Here is a 17,564-nt window from a genome sequence, read left to right as displayed (position 1 = left end):
TTAAATATTACACCAGACTCTTCAACCGATAAATCCACTCCAGCGCCTGACGTGGGGTCAGTGAATCTGGATCGAGGTTTTCCAACGCTTCGACCGCTGGTGAGGTTTCTTCTGGTACTGACAGCAAAGACATTTGCGTACCATCCACTTGCGTAGCGGCGGCGTTCGGTGAAATGCTTTCCAGCTCACGCAGTTTTTGCCGCGCGCGCTTAATAACCTCTTTCGGCACGCCCGCCAGTGCAGCAACCGCCAGGCCGTAGCTTTTGCTCGCCGCGCCGTCCTGTACGCTGTGCATAAAGGCGATGGTGTCGCCGTGTTCCAGCGCATCGAGATGCACGTTGGCCACGCCTTCCATTTTCTCTGGTAGCTGCGTTAGCTCGAAATAGTGGGTGGCGAACAGCGTCAACGCTTTAATCTTATTCGCCAGATTTTCTGCGCACGCCCACGCCAGCGACAGGCCATCGTAAGTGGACGTTCCGCGCCCAATCTCATCCATCAACACCAGACTTTGCTCGGTGGCGTTATGCAGAATATTGGCGGTTTCGGTCATCTCCACCATAAAGGTTGAACGCCCGGATGCCAGATCGTCTGCCGCGCCTACGCGGGTAAAGATACGGTCGATCGGGCCAATCTCGACTTTTTGCGCCGGTACGTAGCTGCCGATATAGGCCATCAGCGCAATCAACGCAGTCTGGCGCATATAGGTACTTTTACCGCCCATGTTCGGGCCGGTGATGATCAACATGCGGCGCTGTGGCGACAGATTCAGCGGGTTAGCGATAAACGGCTCGTTCAGTACCTGTTCAACCACCGGATGGCGGCCTTCGGTAATACGAATAGCGGGTTTATCAATAAAAGTCGGGCAGGTGTAGTTCAGGGTATAGGCCCGTTCCGCCAGGTTAACCAGTACGTCAAGTTCTGCCAGCGCGTTCGCACTCTGTTGCAACGCTTCCAGGTGTGGCAGCAACAGGTCGAACAGCTCTTCATAAAGCTGTTTTTCCAGTGCCAGCGCTTTGCCTTTTGAGGTGAGAACTTTATCTTCGTACTCTTTTAGTTCTGGAATAATGTAGCGTTCGGCGTTTTTCAGCGTCTGACGGCGCATGTAGTTAATAGGTGCCAGGTGGCTTTGCCCACGGCTGATCTGAATGTAGTAGCCGTGCACCGCATTAAAGCCAACTTTTAACGTGTCCAGCCCGGTACGTTCGCGTTCGCGCACTTCCAGACGTTCCAGATAATCAGTCGCGCCATCAGCCAGCGCACGCCATTCATCCAGTTCTTCGTTATAACCCGTGGCAATAACGCCGCCGTCGCGAACCAGTACCGGCGGCGTATCGATGATTGCCCGCTCCAGCAGGTCGCGCAGTTCGGCAAACTCGCCCATCTTCTCACGCAGTGCTTGTACCGGGGCGCTATCGACACCTTCCAGTTGCGCGCGCAGTTCTGGCAGTTGCTGGAAGGCGTGACGCATACGCGCCAGATCGCGCGGGCGAGCGGTACGCAATGCCAGACGTGCCAGAATACGTTCCAGATCGCCAACCTGACGCAGTACCGGCTGTAACTCGGCGGTGAAATCCTGCAATGCGCCAATAGTCTGCTGGCGCTCAAGTAACACGCGGGTATCGCGCACTGGCATATGCAGCCAGCGTTTCAGCATACGGCTGCCCATCGGCGTGACGGTGCAGTCGAGTACAGAAGCCAGCGTATTCTCCACACCGCCTGCCAGATTTTGGGTAATTTCCAGATTACGGCGCGTTGCGGCGTCCATAATGATACTGTCCTGCTGACGTTCCATCGTAATAGAACGGATATGCGGCAGAGTCGTGCGCTGGGTATCTTTCGCATATTGCAACAGGCAACCGGCAGCGCAAAGGCCGCGCGGCGCGTTTTCGACGCCAAAACCAACCAGATCGCGGGTGCCAAATTGCAGGTTTAATTGCTGGCGCGCGGTATCGATTTCAAACTCCCATAGCGGGCGACGACGCAGGCCGCGACGACCTTCAATCAGCGACATCTCGGCGAAATCTTCCGCATACAGCAGCTCCGCTGGATTCGTACGTTGAAGTTCTGCCGCCATCGTTTCACGGTCCGCCGGTTCGCTCAGACGAAAACGCCCGGAGCTGATATCCAGCGTGGCGTAGCCGAACCCCTTACTGTCCTGCCAGATAGCCGCCAGCAGGTTGTCCTGGCGCTCCTGTAACAGAGCTTCATCGCTAATAGTCCCTGGCGTGACGATACGGACAACTTTGCGCTCAACCGGTCCTTTGCTGGTCGCTGGATCGCCAATTTGCTCACAAATCGCGACGGATTCGCCCTGATTCACCAGTTTGGCAAGATAGTTTTCCACCGCATGGTGTGGAATGCCCGCCATTGGAATCGGTTCGCCAGCAGAAGCGCCGCGTTTGGTCAGCGAAATATCCAGCAGTTGCGACGCTCGCTTTGCGTCGTCATAAAACAGCTCGTAAAAGTCGCCCATGCGATAGAACAGCAGGATCTCCGGGTGCTGGGCTTTCAGCTTGAGATACTGCTGCATCATTGGGGTATGGGCGTCTAAATTTTCTATTACACTCATGGGGTTAAGTCCAGTTCCCTGATGTTAAATGTGGTGTGATGGTTTTTATTTTCGTTGTGATCACATAAGGCGCACATGATACCGGAGTTAATCATTTCAGGGGAAGACGCGAAAGGTGAGTTCTTGATGTCTGTTCCGGGAAAGAGGCTGCTTTGCCGCTTTTACGGGGTGAGTATGAAGAGGGAACGCAAAATTTCCCGGTTTGAGAAACCTTCTCCTTTCGAGCCATAGTCTCTTTTATGATTAAGTTGTAATATAAATACACCTTAAAAGTATGGAGGCAGCATGTCCGGCAAGCGTATCTCTCGTGAAAAACTGACGATTAAAAAAATGATCGATCTTTACCAAGCGAAATGCCCGCAGGCGTCAGCAGAGCCGGAACATTACGAGGCGTTGTTTGCTTACGCGCAAAAGCGGCTGGATAAATGTGTGTTTGGCGAAGAGAAACCGGCCTGTAAGCAGTGTCCGGTGCACTGTTATCAGCCTGCGAAGCGTGAGGAGATGAAGCAGATTATGCGCTGGGCGGGGCCGCGCATGCTGTGGCGTCATCCGATCTTAACCGTGCGTCATCTGATTGATGACAAGCGTCCGGTACCGGAGTTGCCGGAAAAATATCGTCCAAAGAAATAAATTTGCCGAAGAGCCATACTCTCCGGCAAATACGGGGCTTACGCTTTGGTCGCAATCAGGATTGCTGATGCTTTGATCAACGCAATGACGCGCGAGCCAGTGGTGAGTTTCATTTCATCCTGACTTTCATTTGTTACCACCGCCACAATTTCAAAACCTGCATCCGTTTTGATATGGACAGTCGCGTTTACTGCGCCTTCGGTGATTTTCGACACGCTGCCGGCAAACTGGTTGCGGGCAGAGAATTTCAGTCCACAATCTTCTGTTGCCAGCGTTACCCACGGTGCTTTAATCAGAGCAATCGCTTCTTTTCCTGTTGCCAGCCCCAGAGCCTGTTGGCTGCTGTGGGTGACAATTGCTACCAGTTTTGCACCGCCAGCCAGCGTCAGTTCTACTTCATCATTTACTGCGCCCATTGCCACTGCGCTAACTGTTCCGGTTAATTGATTACGTGCGGAAACTGCCATACTGCCTCCTTTCATTGAATGTTGATTGAGTATAACCGGGTCTGTTAAACCAATGCAGCTTTATCTATTCCCAGCCGCTTCATCCGTGATAGCAACGTGGTACGTTTCAGTCCCAGACGCTGTGCTGCGCCTTTCGGTCCGGCAACCACGCCATTAGTCTCTTTTAATACGCGAACGATTAATTGATATTCATCTTCGCCTTCTTGCGCAACCACCGTTGCCGCAGGTGGTGTTTCAGGCTTTGGCAGTGTGATATCCGGCAAAGAGAGTTGCAGCACGTTGCCACGCGTCAGTAGAACAGCACGCTCGATGACGTTTTCCAGCTCGCGCACGTTGCCCGGCCACTCCATATTGCTCAACGCCCGTAACGTTTCGGCAGGAATACTGTCGATATTGCGTCCCAGGCGGCGGGCAATCTTGAAGGTAAATGCTTTCGCCAGCAATGGAATATCTTCCGGGCGCTCGCGCAACGGCGGCAGGTGAATCGGGAAGACATTCAGTCGGTAATAAAGATCGCTACGGAATTCACGATCAGCGACCATTTTTTTCAGATCGCGGTTAGTTGCGGCGATTAAACGTACGTCAGTCTGAATGATTTTATTGCTGCCGAGGCGTTCGAACTCTTGTTCCTGCAAGACGCGCAGCAGCTTCGGCTGTAATTCCAGCGGCATATCGCCCACTTCATCAAGGAACAGCGAGCTTTTATCCGCCAGTTCAAAGCGGCCAATACGTTGCGTGCTGGCGCCGGTAAAGGCGCCGCGTTCGTGACCAAACAGATCACTTTCCAGCAGTCCGGCAGGCATGGCGGCGCAGTTCATTTTCACCATCCGCCGATTATTGCGACCACTCAAATTATGGATTGCGCGGGCAATCAGCTCTTTACCGGTGCCGGTTTCACCGAGGATCAGCACGGTACTGTCGCTTTGCGCCACCATTTCAACTTGCTTAAGCACGCTATACATGGCTTCGCTGCGACCAATAATCTCACCAAATTCACTATCGACGTTGTTGAGCTGTTCGGTCAGGGCAAGGTTTTCATCAACCAGCCGCTCTTTCAGGCGATGGATTTCCTGATAGGCGAGAGCGTTATCGACGGCAATCGCCACACGTTCGGCAATCTGGCGCAGTAAATTCAGGTTGGTGGTGGTAAAGACTTTCTCTTCACATTGCGCCAGCTTCAGTACGCCCAGCATGGTGTCGCCAGACATCAGCGGTAACAGGCACAAAGTTTGAATCTGGTTGCCCCAGGTGTCGAATAACATGCGTTCGTAGGGGGCCAGATTATCCCGCTCATGGAGATTAATCAGCAGCATCTCTTTGCTTTTAAACACACGCTCGGTGAGTGTTCCGGCTTCATCGACTTCGCTCTGTTCGTGGGCAGGATGCTGTTTATCAAGATAGTGGGTGGAGTAGATGTTGAGTTTATTTTTGCGGTGGCTACGTAAGACGATGCTGATATCGTCAATGTTGAAGTAGTAGTGGATCTCTTTCGCGACTTCGCTGACCAGTTCGTCCATGTCCAGGCGGGAAAGTACCGCGTTGGTGATGGAAACCAGAATGCGGAAGTTGTCGCGTTCCCGGCATAACAACTCGTAGTCGACATTGTTGACGACGCGATTCTGAATTTGTTCGGTGACGACAGAGACAATCTGCGTGAAAGTTTGCAGACGATTGAACTCTTTTTCGCTCCACGGGCGATCGTCATAACGAATAAATTCACAACCGCCAAAAATATGCCCTTCCGCTGCTAGCGGCAGCAGACAATAGTGACCAAATTTAGGGTATAGCCCACCTGTCGCTAGTTGCGGCCAGGTCTCACAAAATTCTTCGTAACTGCAATGCAGCGTATCAGGACGAGACAAAATGCTGCGCACCGGACCGTGCGCCAGAACGGTTTCGTCTTCGTATTTAATGGGCGTGTCCTGATCACGCGACGCGTAATAAGACGCACGTTGAGTCTGCGCTTGCCACAACACAATAGCTGCGTTGTCGGCGAGCGCAGAACGCTTTACCAGTTGCAAAAGAGCCTCACACAGCGAGGCCAGATCCGGCTGCTGTAATAGTGTCCGAGTGATGTCGAACAACCCCTGTTGTCCGAGATCACTCATCGGTGTATACGACATTTTGTTCTTCCAGGAAAGCACCGCGAAGCGGTGCAAAAGGTCATTGACTAACTACAGGAGATTTAGATTTTTATTAGCATATACGAGGCAGCGGTTCGGCGTGTGGTAAATCGAGAGTTCGTTTCACGCCATAAAGACCAGCAAGACGAACACCTTTACGTTCCACCACTTCGCCAATCAGCGCTGCATCTTGTCCCAATGGATGGGATTTCAGCGTTGCTAACACTTGCTCTGCCGCGTTGCGTTCTACTGCGATCACCAGTTTGCCTTCGTTGGCAAAGTTGAGTGCATCCAGTCCTAACAGCTCGCAAACACCGCGCACGGCAGGTTTAACGGGCAGCGCAGATTCGGAAAGTTCAATACCAAAACCACAAGCCGCTGCGAACTCATGGACAACGGCATTCACGCCGCCGCGCGTGGCATCACGCAGTGCTTTTACGCCGGGAATGTTGCGTAGCGTCTGAATCAGCGGCGTCAGTACCGCACAGTCGCTGACCAGTTCGCCATCCAGCCCCAGTTGTTCGCGCAGATTAAGGATAGTCGCCCCGTGGTCGCCGAGCGTACCGCTCACCAGCAAGACATCGCCTGCGGTCAGAGTTTGTGCGCCCCAGTGAATATTCGCCGGGATAGCACCCATGCCCGCAGTGTTGATGAACAGTTTGTCCGCCGCGCCGCGTTGCACCACTTTAGTATCGCCCGTAACGATAGCAATGCCTGCCGCGCGGGCGGTTTCAGCCATGCTGGTGACCACCGCTTTTAGCGTTTCCATCGGCAATCCTTCTTCAAGGATAAATCCGCAAGAAAGATAACGGGGAATTGCACCGCTGACCGCAACGTCATTGGCGGTGCCGCAAATTGCCAGCTTGCCGATATTACCGCCAGGAAAGAACAGCGGGTCAATGACGTAGCTATCGGTGGAAAACGCCAGACGGTCGCCTTCCGCCACCAGTTGCGCCAGCTCAAGACGTGCCTGGTCTTCCTGTTCCGCCAGCCACGGATTGGCAAAGGCTTCCATAAACAGGCTGTTGATTAATTGTTGCATCGCCTGGCCGCCGCTGCCGTGGGCGAGTTGGATATTATTCACGCTTCACTCTCCTGCTGACGATACTGATACCACGCAGCGCACGCTCCTTCAGAAGAGACCATCAGTGCACCGAACGCGGTTTGAGGATTACAGGTATTACCAAACAACGGGCATTGATGCGGCTTACATTTGCCCGTCAACACTTCGCCACAACGTGCGCGTGGGTCATCACAAACCTGCTGCGGCGCCGGGCGGAAATGCGCTTCAGCATCGAATCGCTGATAGTCTGGTGTTAAGTGCACGCCAGAAGATTCAATGACGCCAAGGCCGCGCCATTCACTGTCGCCGTTGACGCAGAACACATCGGCAATCGCCTGTTGCGCCAGCAGATTACCCGCATCCGGTACCACCCGGCGGTACTGATTCTCTACCTTGCTGTGGTCCGCTATTTTCTGCTCTACCAGCATCACTACGCCTTGCAGTAGATCAAGCGGTTCGAAACCAGCGACCACCAGAGGACGATGAAAATCGCTGGCGATAAAATTATAGGCATCGGTGCCGATCACCATACTGACGTGACCGGGGGCCAGAAATGCATCGATACCGTTATCTGGCTGTTCCAGCAAACTGCGCAGCGTCGGGATAAGAGTAATGTGCTGGCAGAAGAAGTAAAAATTCTGCACATCGCGCGCTTTCGCCTGTTGCAGCGTGATGGCCGTGGTCGGCATGGTGGTTTCAAAACCTAAGCCGAAGAACACCACTTTGCGGGCTGGATTCTCCTGCGCCAGTTTCAACGCATCCATTGGCGAGTAGACGATGCGCACATCGGCGCCGCGCGCTTTTGCTTGCAACAGCGAACCCTGTTTTCCCGGTACGCGCATGGCGTCGCCAAAGGTACAGAAGATAACTTCAGGATGGCTGGCAATCTCCACGCAGGTATCGATTCTGCCCATCGGCAGCACGCACACCGGGCAACCCGGACCGTGGATAAACTCGACGTTTTCCGGCAGCAACTGATCGAGGCCGAATTTAAAGATGGCGTGCGTATGACCGCCGCACACTTCCATAATCCGCAAAGGGCGTTCGGCGGTGTAAGAGAGATGTGAAGCTCGTTCGCGCAGATGCTCAATTAACTGCATCACCTGTTCCGGGGCGCGATATTCATCAACAAAACGCATTATTTTTCCTCGCCATACAACAGCGCGCCGACATCCGGCTCAACGTCAAACATATTTTGTAAGGCGTCGAGAGTGTCGCGCGCTTCGGCTTCATTAATTACGCTCATGGCAAAGCCAACGTGAACCAATACCCACTGGCCCACGCGCGGTTGACCGTTTTCATCGCAACTGCCGACCAACGTTAAATCGACATCGCGCTGAATGCCGCAGACGTCGACTTTCGCCTGATTGCCGTCAATAGCGCGGATCTGGCCGGGAACGCCTATGCACATCGCTGTGCCTCCAGCCAGTTCAGCCACTGATCCATCCCTTCTCCACTGGTGGCGGAAATCAGGATGATTTCAATTTCTGGATTGACTTCGCGGGCGCAGGCGATGCACTTCTCAACGTCGAAATTGAGATACGGCAGCAGGTCGACTTTGTTGAGCAGCATCAGCGAGGCGGCGGCGAACATATGCGGATATTTCAGCGGTTTATCTTCGCCTTCGGTGACAGAAAGTACGGCGACTTTGTGTTTTTCACCCAGATCGAAGCTGGCCGGGCATACGAGGTTGCCGACGTTTTCGATAAACAGAATACCGTTATCGTCCAGTGGCAGGCGCGGTGCGGCATCGGCGATCATCTGTGCGTCAAGATGGCAACCTTTACCGGTATTCACCTGAATCGCTGGCGTGCCGGTAGCGCGAATGCGCGCGGCATCGTTCACAGTTTGCTGGTCACCTTCAATAACTGCGCACGGAACGCTGTCTTTCAGGCGCATTAAGGTTTCCGTCAGCAGGGTAGTTTTACCGGAACCAGGGCTGGAAACCAGGTTGAGCACCAGCTGCTTGCGGGCTGCAAAGCGCGCGCGGTTGCGTTCTGCCAGACGGTTATTTTTGTCCAGCACGTCAATTTCTACTTCCAGCATCCGACGCTGGCTCATGCCCGGCGCGTGAGTGCCCGCTTCGCCGTGACCATAATGCAGGTCTCCTTCTTCGGTCTGGCTGGGGGTAAATTCAGGCGCTTTAATACCGGTGATTTTCATTTTCGGGCGTGCCGCCGGGGCAAATGGCGCGCTACGAAACGCGGAATGAGGGTTATGTTCATCACCCTCGATATACAGGTTGCCTTCACCGCAACCACATGTTGTACACATCGCTCACTCCTGGTCTATTTCTATCCGCCGAATCTGTAAACCGTCGTCTGCCACAATGCGCAACATGTCGCCATGGCACTGTGGGCAGCGGCGGACGCGTTGGGTCAGTAGCGTCACATACTGTTGGCATGTTTCACACCAACACTCGGCCTCTTGTTCTTCGAGGTGCAGTTTACAACCTTCCGCCACGCTGCCGCGGCAAACCAGATCAAAACAAAAGGCAAGAGAGCTGGTTTCGACGCAAGAAAATGCGCCAATTTTGAGCCAGACCCCAGTTACGCGTTTTGCACCGTGTTTTGCGGCCTGCTGTTCGATCAATTCCAGTGCCCGTTGGCAGAGGGTTATTTCGTGCATATCGCCTCCCATTAACTATTGCCCGTTACAAGCAATAACTGTGCCAGTGTTGATTATCCCTGCGGTGAATAATGTCGATGATGTCGAAATGACACGTCGTCACGGCGACGAAATTCGACTTATTAATAAAAAATACATAAATAACAATAAATTAAAAGTTGGCACAGAAAATGCTTAAAACTGGCATCTCTGTTAAACGGGTAACCTGACAATGACTATTTGGGAAATAAGCGAGAAAGCCGATTACATCGCACAGCGGCATCGTCGCCTACAGGACCAGTGGCATATCTACTGCAATTCGCTGGTTCAGGGGATCACGTTATCGAAAGCGCGTCTGCACCATGCCATGAGCTGCGCGCCAGACAAAGAACTCTGTTTCGTCCTTTTTGAACATTTTCGCATTTACGTCACCCTGGCGGATGGCTTTAACAGCCACACCATTGAGTACTACGTCGAAGCGAAAGAGGGAGGAGACAAACAGCGGATTGCGCAGGCGCAGTTGAGCATTGACGGCATGATTGATGACAAGGTCGACATCCGCAATCGCGAGAAAGTGCTGGAACACTATCTCGAAAAAATCGCTGGCGTTTACGACAGCTTATACACCGCCATTGAAAACAATACGCCGGTGAATTTAAGCCAACTGGTAAAGGGACAAAGCCCGGCTGCATGAACTGAGGCTTTGCCCGTTTTGCAGGCGTTATGCCTGTTTGGGGATGGGCGTGTCGATGAGTGTCGAAAATGACATTTCATCGGCATGTTTTCGTCAAAAATGACAATCACCTGAGGAATGCCTGGTGAATCGTTTTGTAATTGCTGACTCCACGCTCTGTATCGGCTGCCACACCTGTGAGGCCGCCTGTTCAGAGACGCATCGCCAGCACGGCCTGCAATCAATGCCGCGCCTGCGAGTGATGCTGAATGATAAAGAATCTGCGCCGCAGCTCTGTCACCACTGTGAAGATGCGCCCTGTGCGGTGGTCTGCCCGGTTAACGCGATTACCCGCGTTAATGGCGCAGTGCAGCTAAATGAAAGCCTGTGTGTAAGCTGCAAACTGTGCGGCATCGCCTGCCCGTTTGGCGCCATTGAGTTTTCCGGTAGCCGTCCGCTGGATATTCCGGCTAATGCTAATACCCCGAAAGCGCCACCAGCACCGCCTGCTCCGGCGCGTGTCAGCACGCTACTTGACTGGGTGCCGGGTATTCGCGCTATCGCCGTCAAATGCGATCTCTGCTATTTCGATGAGCAAGGTCCGGCCTGCGTGCGGATGTGCCCAACCAAAGCCCTGCATCTGGTGGATAACACCGATATCGCCCGCGTCAGCAAGCGTAAGCGTGAGCTGACCTTTAACACCGATTTTGGCGATCTCACCTTGTTTCAGCAGGCTCAAAGTGGAGAGGCTAAATGAGCGCAATTTCCCTGATCAATAGCGGCGTTGCGTGGTTTGTCGCCGCCGCTGTTCTGGCATTTCTCTTTTCTTTTCATAAGGCGCTGAGCGGCTGGATTGCCGGGATTGGCGGCGCTGTCGGTAGCCTGTACACGGCTGCCGCGGGTGTTACCGTGCTGACTGGCGCGGTTGGCGTGAGCGGCGCGCTTTCGCTGGTGAGTTTCGATATTCAAATCTCTCCGCTTAACGCGATTTGGCTGATTACGCTCGGCCTGTGCGGTCTGTTTGTCAGCCTCTACAACATTGACTGGCATCGCCACGCGCAGGTGAAATGCAACGGCTTGCAGATCAATATGTTGATGGCTGCCGCCGTGTGCGCCGTTATCGCCAGCAACCTGGGGATGTTCGTGGTAATGGCAGAAATTATGGCCCTGTGCGCGGTGTTCCTCACCAGCAACAGCAAAGAGGGAAAGCTGTGGTTTGCACTGGGACGTCTTGGCACGTTGCTGTTGGCGATTGCCTGCTGGCTGGTCTGGCAGCGTTACGGCACGCTGGATCTGCGCCTGCTGGATATGCGTGTGCAGCAACTGCCGCTCGGTTCTGATATCTGGCTGCTCGGCGTGATTGGCTTCGGCTTGCTGGCCGGGATTATCCCGCTGCACGGTTGGGTGCCGCAGGCTCATGCCAACGCCTCTGCGCCAGCCGCTGCCCTGTTTTCCACGGTGGTGATGAAAATTGGCCTGCTGGGTATTTTAACCCTGTCGCTGCTGGGCGGTAACGCGCCGCTGTGGTGGGGAATTGCGCTGCTGGTGCTCGGTATGATCACCGCATTCGTCGGCGGCCTGTATGCGCTGATGGAACACAACATCCAGCGTCTGCTGGCTTACCACACTCTGGAAAATATTGGCATCATCCTGTTGGGGCTGGGCGCTGGCGTAACGGGTATCGCGCTCGAACAACCGGCGCTGATTGCTCTTGGCCTGGTCGGTGGTCTGTACCATCTGCTTAACCATAGCCTGTTCAAAAGCGTGCTGTTCCTCGGCGCGGGTAGCGTCTGGTTCCGTACCGGTCATCGCGATATCGAAAAACTCGGTGGCATTGGTAAGAAAATGCCGGTTATCTCCATCGCCATGTTAGTCGGGCTGATGGCAATGGCTGCGCTGCCGCCGCTGAACGGTTTTGCCGGGGAATGGGTTATCTACCAGTCCTTCTTCAAAATGAGCAATAGCGGGGCATTCGTTGCTCGTCTGTTCGGGCCGCTGCTCGCCGTGGGGCTGGCAATTACCGGTGCGCTGGCGGTGATGTGTATGGCGAAAGTTTATGGCGTCACTTTCCTTGGCGCGCCGCGTACCAAAGAAGCAGAAAACGCAGCTTGTGCGCCGTTCCTGATGTGCGTCAGCGTAGTGGCGTTGGCGATTTGCTGTGTGATTGGCGGTGTCGCTGCGCCGTGGTTGCTGCCGATGCTGTCGGCTGCGGTGCCTCTGCCACTGGAACCTGCTAACACCACCGTTTCTCAACCGATGATCACGCTGCTGCTGATTGCCTGCCCGCTGCTGCCATTCATCATTATGGCGATTTGCAAAGGCGACCGTCTGCCGTCGCGTTCCCGCGGTGCGGCCTGGGTGTGCGGCTATGACCACGAAAAATCAATGGTGATTACCGCTCATGGCTTTGCCATGCCGGTGAAACAGGCTTTTGCTCCGGTGCTGAAATTGCGCAAATGGCTGAATCCGGTGTCGCTGGTACCGGGCTGGCAGTGCGAGGGGAGTGCGTTGCTGTTCCGCCGGATGGCGCTGGTTGAACTGGCGGTACTGGTGGTGATTATTGTTTCACGAGGAGCCTGAGAATGAGTGTTCTATATCCGTTAATTCAGGCGCTGGTGTTATTTGCCGTTGCGCCGCTGCTCTCCGGTATTACCCGTGTGGCGCGTGCCCGTCTGCATAACCGTCGCGGGCCGGGCGTGTTGCAGGAGTATCGCGACATTATCAAACTGCTGGGCCGCCAGAGCGTTGGCCCGGATGCTTCTGGCTGGGTGTTCCGCCTGACGCCGTATGTGATGGTGGGCGTCATGCTGACTATCGCTACTGCGCTGCCAGTGGTGACCGTCGGTTCTCCGCTGCCGCAACTGGGTGATTTGATTACCTTACTGTATCTCTTCGCCATTGCGCGTTTCTTCTTTGCCATTTCTGGTCTGGATACCGGTAGCCCGTTTACCGCTATCGGCGCGAGCCGTGAAGCGATGCTGGGCGTGCTGGTCGAACCGATGCTGCTGCTTGGCCTGTGGGTTGCCGCGCAGGTTGCTGGTTCCACCAATATCAGCAACATCACCGACACCGTTTACCACTGGCCTCTGAGCCAGAGCATCCCGTTGGTGCTGGCGCTTTGTGCCTGTGCATTCGCCACCTTTATCGAAATGGGCAAACTGCCGTTCGACCTGGCGGAAGCTGAGCAGGAGTTGCAGGAAGGTCCGCTCTCTGAATACAGCGGCAGCGGCTTTGGCGTCATGAAATGGGGTATCAGCCTGAAACAGCTGGTGGTGTTGCAGATGTTCGTCGGGGTGTTTATCCCGTGGGGACAAATGGAAACCTTCACTGCTGGTGGACTGCTGCTGGCGCTGGTGATTGCCATCGTCAAACTGGTGGTCGGCGTACTGGTTATCGCGCTGTTCGAAAACAGCATGGCCCGTCTGCGTCTTGATATTACTCCGCGCATTACCTGGGCCGGGTTTGGCTTTGCATTTTTAGCGTTCGTCTCCTTGCTGGCGGCGTGATTAAAGAGAGTTTGAGCATGTCTGAAGAAAAATTAGGTCAACATTATCTCGCCGCGCTGAATGAGGCATTTCCGGGCGTCGTGCTGGACTACGCCTGGCAGACCAAAGATCAGCTGACCGTGACCGTGAAAGTGAACTATCTGCCGGAAGTGGTGGAGTTCCTCTACTACAAACAGGGCGGTTGGCTGTCGGTGCTGTTTGGTAACGACGAACGCAAACTGAATGGTCATTACGCTGTTTACTATGTGCTGTCGATGGAGAAGGGCACCAAGTGCTGGATTACGGTTCGCGTCGAAGTTGACGCCAATAAACCAGAATATCCGTCCGTGACGCCACGTGTTCCGGCGGCGGTGTGGGGCGAGCGTGAAGTGCGCGATATGTACGGTTTGATTCCGGTTGGGCTGCCGGATGAGCGCCGTCTGGTGCTGCCGGATGACTGGCCGGATGAACTCTACCCGCTACGTAAAGACAGCATGGATTATCGTCAGCGTCCGGCGCCGACCACCGATGCTGAAACCTACGAGTTCATCAACGAACTGGGTGACAAGAAAAACAACGTCGTGCCGATTGGCCCGCTGCACGTCACTTCTGACGAACCTGGCCATTTCCGTCTGTTCGTCGATGGCGAAAACATTATCGACGCCGACTACCGCCTGTTCTATGTCCATCGCGGCATGGAAAAACTGGCGGAAACCCGCATGGGTTACAACGAAGTGACTTTCCTTTCCGACCGTGTGTGCGGGATCTGCGGCTTCGCCCACAGCACCGCTTACACCACCTCGGTGGAAAACGCGATGGGGATTCAGGTACCAGAACGCGCGCAGATGATCCGCGCCATTCTGCTGGAGGTGGAACGTCTGCACTCGCATCTGCTCAACCTCGGCCTTGCCTGCCACTTCACTGGCTTTGACTCCGGCTTTATGCAGTTCTTCCGCGTGCGTGAAACCTCCATGAAAATGGCGGAGATCCTCACCGGCGCGCGTAAAACCTACGGCCTGAACTTGATCGGCGGGATTCGTCGCGATCTGCTGAAAGATGACATGATCCAGACCCGCCAGCTGGCGCAGCAAATGCGTCGTGAAGTGCAGGAGCTGGTGGATGTGCTGCTGAGCACACCGAACATGGAACAGCGCACCGTTGGCATTGGTCGTCTGGACCCGGAAATCGCCCGCGATTTCAGTAACGTCGGCCCGATGGTGCGCGCCAGTGGTCACGCCCGCGATACCCGCGCCGATCACCCATTTGTCGGTTATGGCCTGCTGCCGATGGAAGTTCACAGCGAACAGGGCTGCGACGTCATTTCGCGCCTGAAAGTGCGTATCAACGAAGTCTATACCGCGCTGAACATGATCGACTACGGTCTGGATAACCTGCCGGGCGGTCCGCTGATGGTGGAAGGCTTTACCTACATTCCGCACCGTTTTGCGCTGGGCTTTGCCGAAGCGCCGCGTGGCGATGATATCCACTGGAGCATGACCGGCGACAACCAGAAGCTGTATCGCTGGCGTTGTCGTGCCGCGACCTACGCGAACTGGCCGACCCTGCGCTACATGCTGCGTGGCAACACCGTTTCCGATGCGCCGCTGATTATCGGTAGCCTGGACCCTTGCTACTCCTGTACCGACCGCATGACCGTGGTCGATGTACGTAAGAAGAAGAGCAAAGTGGTGCCGTACAAAGAACTCGAGCGCTACAGCATTGAGCGTAAAAACTCGCCGCTGAAATAAGGAATCGCCATGTTTACCTTTATCAAAAAAGTCATCAAAACCGGCACGGCGACTTCGTCTTATCCGCTGGAGCCGATTGCGGTTGATAAAAACTTCCGTGGTAAGCCAGAGCAGAACCCGCAGCAGTGCATCGGCTGTGCAGCCTGCGTCAATGCCTGCCCGTCAAACGCCTTAACGGTTGAAACCGACCTCGCCACTGGTGAGCTGGCGTGGCAGTTCGACCTTGGGCGCTGCATCTTCTGTGGGCGCTGCGAAGAAGTCTGCCCGACAGCGGCGATCAAACTGTCGCAAGAGTACGAACTGGCGGTGTGGAAGAAAGAAGATTTCCTGCAACAGTCCCGCTTCGCGCTGTGCAACTGCCGCGTCTGCAATCGTCCTTTCGCCGTCCAGAAAGAGATCGACTACGCCATTGCGCTGCTTAAGCACAACGGTGACAGCCGCGCGGAAAACCACCGCGAAAGCTTTGAGACTTGCCCGGAATGTAAGCGCCAGAAATGCCTGGTGCCGTCCGACCGTATTGAACTGACTCGCCATATGAAAGAGGCCATCTGATGAGTAATTTATTAGGCCCCCGTGACGCCAACGGCATTCCGGTCCCGATGACGGTGGATGAATCCATCGCCAGCATGAAGGCGTCGTTACTGAAAAAAATCAAACGTTCTGCCTACGTTTACCGTGTGGACTGCGGTGGCTGTAACGGCTGCGAAATCGAAATTTTCGCCACTTTATCGCCGCTGTTTGATGCAGAACGCTTCGGCATTAAAGTCGTTCCGTCTCCGCGTCATGCGGATATTTTACTGTTTACCGGCGCGGTCACCCGTGCAATGCGATCCCCTGCGCTGCGTGCGTGGCAGTCCGCGCCGGACCCTAAAATTTGTATCTCCTACGGTGCCTGCGGCAACAGCGGTGGGATCTTCCACGATCTCTACTGCGTGTGGGGCGGTACAGATAAAATCGTCCCGGTGGATGTCTACATTCCGGGGTGCCCGCCAACGCCTGCCGCCACGCTGTACGGCTTTGCGATGGCGCTCGGTCTGCTGGAGCAGAAAATTCACGCTCGTGGACCCGGTGAACAGGATGAGCAGCCGGCAGACATTCTGCATCCTGATATGGTGCAGCCGCTGCGTGTGAAAGTGGATCGCGAAGCACGCCGCCTGGCGGGTTATCGTTATGGTCGCCAGATTGCCGATGACTTCCTGACGCAGTTAAGCCAGGGCGAAGAGCAGGTTGCACGCTGGCTGGAGGCGGAGAACGATCCGCGTCTGAGCGAGATTGTCAGCCATCTGAATCATGTTGTTGAAGAGGCGCGTATCCGATGAGTGAAAAGGTGGTGTTCAGTCAACTGAGCCGTAAATTTATTGATGAGAACGATGCCACGCCCGCCGAGGCGCAGCAGGTGGTCTATTACAGCCTGGCGATTGGTCACCACCTTGGGGTTATCGATTGCCTGGAGGCGGCGCTCACCTGCCCGTGGGATGAATATCTGGCATGGATTGCGACACTGGAGGCGGGCAGTGAAGCCCGCCGTAAAATGGAAGGCGTGCCGAAATACGGTGAGATCGTCATCGACATTAACCATGTGCCGATGCTGGCCAATGCATTCGACAAAGCCCGGGCAGCGCAAACTTCGCAGCAGAAGGAATGGAGTACAATGCTGTTAAGTATGCTGCATGATATTCATCAGGAAAACGCCATCTATTTGATGGTGAGGAGACTGCGTGACTGACGTTTTACTCTGTGTTGGCAATAGCATGATGGGCGATGATGGCGCAGGCCCGCTGCTGGCGGAAAAGTGTGCTGCCGCGCCGAAAGGTAACTGGGTGGTGATTGACGGCGGTAGCGCGCCGGAAAACGACATCGTCGCCATCCGCGAATTGAGTCCGACACGGCTGCTGATTGTCGACGCCACGGATATGGGGCTAAACCCCGGCGAGATCCGCATTATCGACCCGGATGACATCGCCGAGATGTTTATGATGACTACCCATAACATGCCGTTGAACTACCTTATCGACCAGTTGAAAGAAGACGTTGGTGAAGTGATTTTCCTCGGCATTCAGCCGGATATCGTCGGCTTTTACTACCCGATGACTCAGCCGGTTAAAGATGCGGTGGAAACGGTGTATCAGCGGCTGGAAGGCTGGGAAGGAAATGGCGGCTTCGCGCAGTTAGCGGTGGAAGAAGAGTAGTTCTTCATTA

General features: G+C 54.7%; 18 protein-coding genes. 10 read left to right on the top strand and 8 right to left on the bottom strand.

The window, feature by feature from the left end; genetic code table 11:
* Window positions 1-7: 7 nt before the first annotated feature.
* Window positions 8-2,569 (bottom strand): DNA mismatch repair protein MutS, encoded by a 2,562-nt coding sequence (gene mutS, locus PS053_RS08960; RefSeq protein WP_000110915.1) that lies wholly within the window; start codon window positions 2,567-2,569, stop codon window positions 8-10.
* 285 nt (window positions 2,570-2,854) lie between these two features.
* Here mutS and PS053_RS08955 point away from each other — a divergent pair, with 285 nt between their 5' ends.
* Window positions 2,855-3,199, top strand: a complete 345-nt coding sequence (locus PS053_RS08955) for a nitrous oxide-stimulated promoter family protein (protein WP_000015482.1) — start codon at window positions 2,855-2,857, stop codon at window positions 3,197-3,199.
* A gap of 38 nt (window positions 3,200-3,237) precedes the next feature.
* Here the strand turns inward: PS053_RS08955 and PS053_RS08950 are convergent, their stop codons facing one another.
* From PS053_RS08950 to hypA, 7 genes are all read right to left on the bottom strand, one after another.
* A complete protein-coding gene (locus PS053_RS08950; RefSeq protein WP_002461465.1) occupies window positions 3,238-3,666 on the bottom strand; it encodes a TOBE domain-containing protein in 429 nt (142 codons plus the stop codon).
* A gap of 44 nt (window positions 3,667-3,710) precedes the next feature.
* Entirely contained in the window at window positions 3,711-5,789 is a 2,079-nt protein-coding gene (gene flhA / locus PS053_RS08945) for a formate hydrogenlyase transcriptional activator FlhA (RefSeq protein WP_105227404.1), read from the bottom strand.
* A gap of 73 nt (window positions 5,790-5,862) precedes the next feature.
* Complete coding sequence (gene hypE, locus PS053_RS08940) at window positions 5,863-6,873, bottom strand: hydrogenase maturation carbamoyl dehydratase HypE (RefSeq protein WP_001059969.1); 1,011 nt, start codon at window positions 6,871-6,873, stop codon at window positions 5,863-5,865.
* Window positions 6,870-7,991 (bottom strand): hydrogenase formation protein HypD, encoded by a 1,122-nt coding sequence (gene hypD, locus PS053_RS08935; protein ID WP_001212971.1) that lies wholly within the window; start codon window positions 7,989-7,991, stop codon window positions 6,870-6,872. The genes hypE and hypD overlap by 4 nt, the downstream gene beginning before the upstream one ends.
* Window positions 7,991-8,263, bottom strand: coding sequence for a hydrogenase 3 maturation protein HypC (gene hypC, locus PS053_RS08930; RefSeq protein ID WP_000334872.1), 273 nt, complete (start codon window positions 8,261-8,263; stop codon window positions 7,991-7,993). Before hypC ends, hypD begins: the two co-directional genes overlap by 1 nt.
* On the bottom strand, window positions 8,254-9,126 hold the full coding sequence (gene hypB / locus PS053_RS08925) for a hydrogenase nickel incorporation protein HypB (RefSeq protein WP_000337664.1): 873 nt from the start codon (window positions 9,124-9,126) through the stop codon (window positions 8,254-8,256). Before hypB ends, hypC begins: the two co-directional genes overlap by 10 nt.
* Window positions 9,127-9,129: 3 nt before the next feature.
* Window positions 9,130-9,480 (bottom strand): hydrogenase maturation nickel metallochaperone HypA, encoded by a 351-nt coding sequence (gene hypA / locus PS053_RS08920; RefSeq protein WP_001516945.1) that lies wholly within the window; start codon window positions 9,478-9,480, stop codon window positions 9,130-9,132.
* A gap of 211 nt (window positions 9,481-9,691) precedes the next feature.
* On the opposite strand from hypA, the gene hycA reads away from it, so the two are divergent.
* The 9 genes from hycA to hycI all read left to right on the top strand — a co-directional run bounded on the left by hycA (window position 9,692) and on the right by hycI (window position 17,554).
* A complete protein-coding gene (hycA, locus tag PS053_RS08915) occupies window positions 9,692-10,153 on the top strand; it encodes a formate hydrogenlyase regulator HycA (RefSeq protein ID WP_000158050.1) in 462 nt (153 codons plus the stop codon).
* 124 nt (window positions 10,154-10,277) lie between these two features.
* Window positions 10,278-10,889: a formate hydrogenlyase subunit HycB gene (gene hycB, locus PS053_RS08910; RefSeq protein ID WP_001079170.1), complete on the top strand. Its 612-nt coding sequence runs from the start codon at window positions 10,278-10,280 to the stop codon at window positions 10,887-10,889.
* The gene (gene hycC / locus PS053_RS08905) at window positions 10,886-12,712 is read left to right on the top strand and encodes a formate hydrogenlyase subunit 3 (RefSeq protein WP_256878883.1); all 1,827 of its coding nucleotides are present in this window, start codon (window positions 10,886-10,888) and stop codon (window positions 12,710-12,712) included. The genes hycB and hycC overlap by 4 nt, the downstream gene beginning before the upstream one ends.
* 2 nt (window positions 12,713-12,714) lie before the next feature.
* A complete protein-coding gene (hycD, locus tag PS053_RS08900; protein WP_000115224.1) occupies window positions 12,715-13,638 on the top strand; it encodes a formate hydrogenlyase subunit HycD in 924 nt (307 codons plus the stop codon).
* Between the two features lie 17 nt (window positions 13,639-13,655).
* Complete coding sequence (gene hycE, locus PS053_RS08895) at window positions 13,656-15,365, top strand: formate hydrogenlyase subunit HycE (protein WP_256921794.1); 1,710 nt, start codon at window positions 13,656-13,658, stop codon at window positions 15,363-15,365.
* 9 nt (window positions 15,366-15,374) lie between these two features.
* Window positions 15,375-15,917 carry a formate hydrogenlyase subunit HycF gene (gene hycF, locus PS053_RS08890; protein ID WP_000493797.1) on the top strand — a complete coding sequence of 181 codons (543 nt, stop codon included), beginning with the start codon at window positions 15,375-15,377 and terminating at the stop codon, window positions 15,915-15,917.
* A complete protein-coding gene (gene hycG, locus PS053_RS08885) occupies window positions 15,917-16,684 on the top strand; it encodes a formate hydrogenlyase subunit HycG (RefSeq protein WP_059214453.1) in 768 nt (255 codons plus the stop codon). Before hycF ends, hycG begins: the two co-directional genes overlap by 1 nt.
* Window positions 16,681-17,091 (top strand): formate hydrogenlyase assembly protein HycH, encoded by a 411-nt coding sequence (gene hycH / locus PS053_RS08880; RefSeq protein ID WP_001291918.1) that lies wholly within the window; start codon window positions 16,681-16,683, stop codon window positions 17,089-17,091. Before hycG ends, hycH begins: the two co-directional genes overlap by 4 nt.
* On the top strand, window positions 17,084-17,554 hold the full coding sequence (gene hycI / locus PS053_RS08875; protein ID WP_059219259.1) for a hydrogenase maturation peptidase HycI: 471 nt from the start codon (window positions 17,084-17,086) through the stop codon (window positions 17,552-17,554). The genes hycH and hycI overlap by 8 nt, the downstream gene beginning before the upstream one ends.
* The last annotated feature ends 10 nt before the right edge of the window (window positions 17,555-17,564 follow it).

The sequence above is a fragment of the Escherichia albertii genome, assembly GCF_028622335.1.
Taxonomy (GTDB): Bacteria; Pseudomonadota; Gammaproteobacteria; order Enterobacterales; family Enterobacteriaceae; genus Escherichia; species Escherichia albertii.
This window is presented reverse-complemented; position numbering and strand designations above follow the sequence as displayed.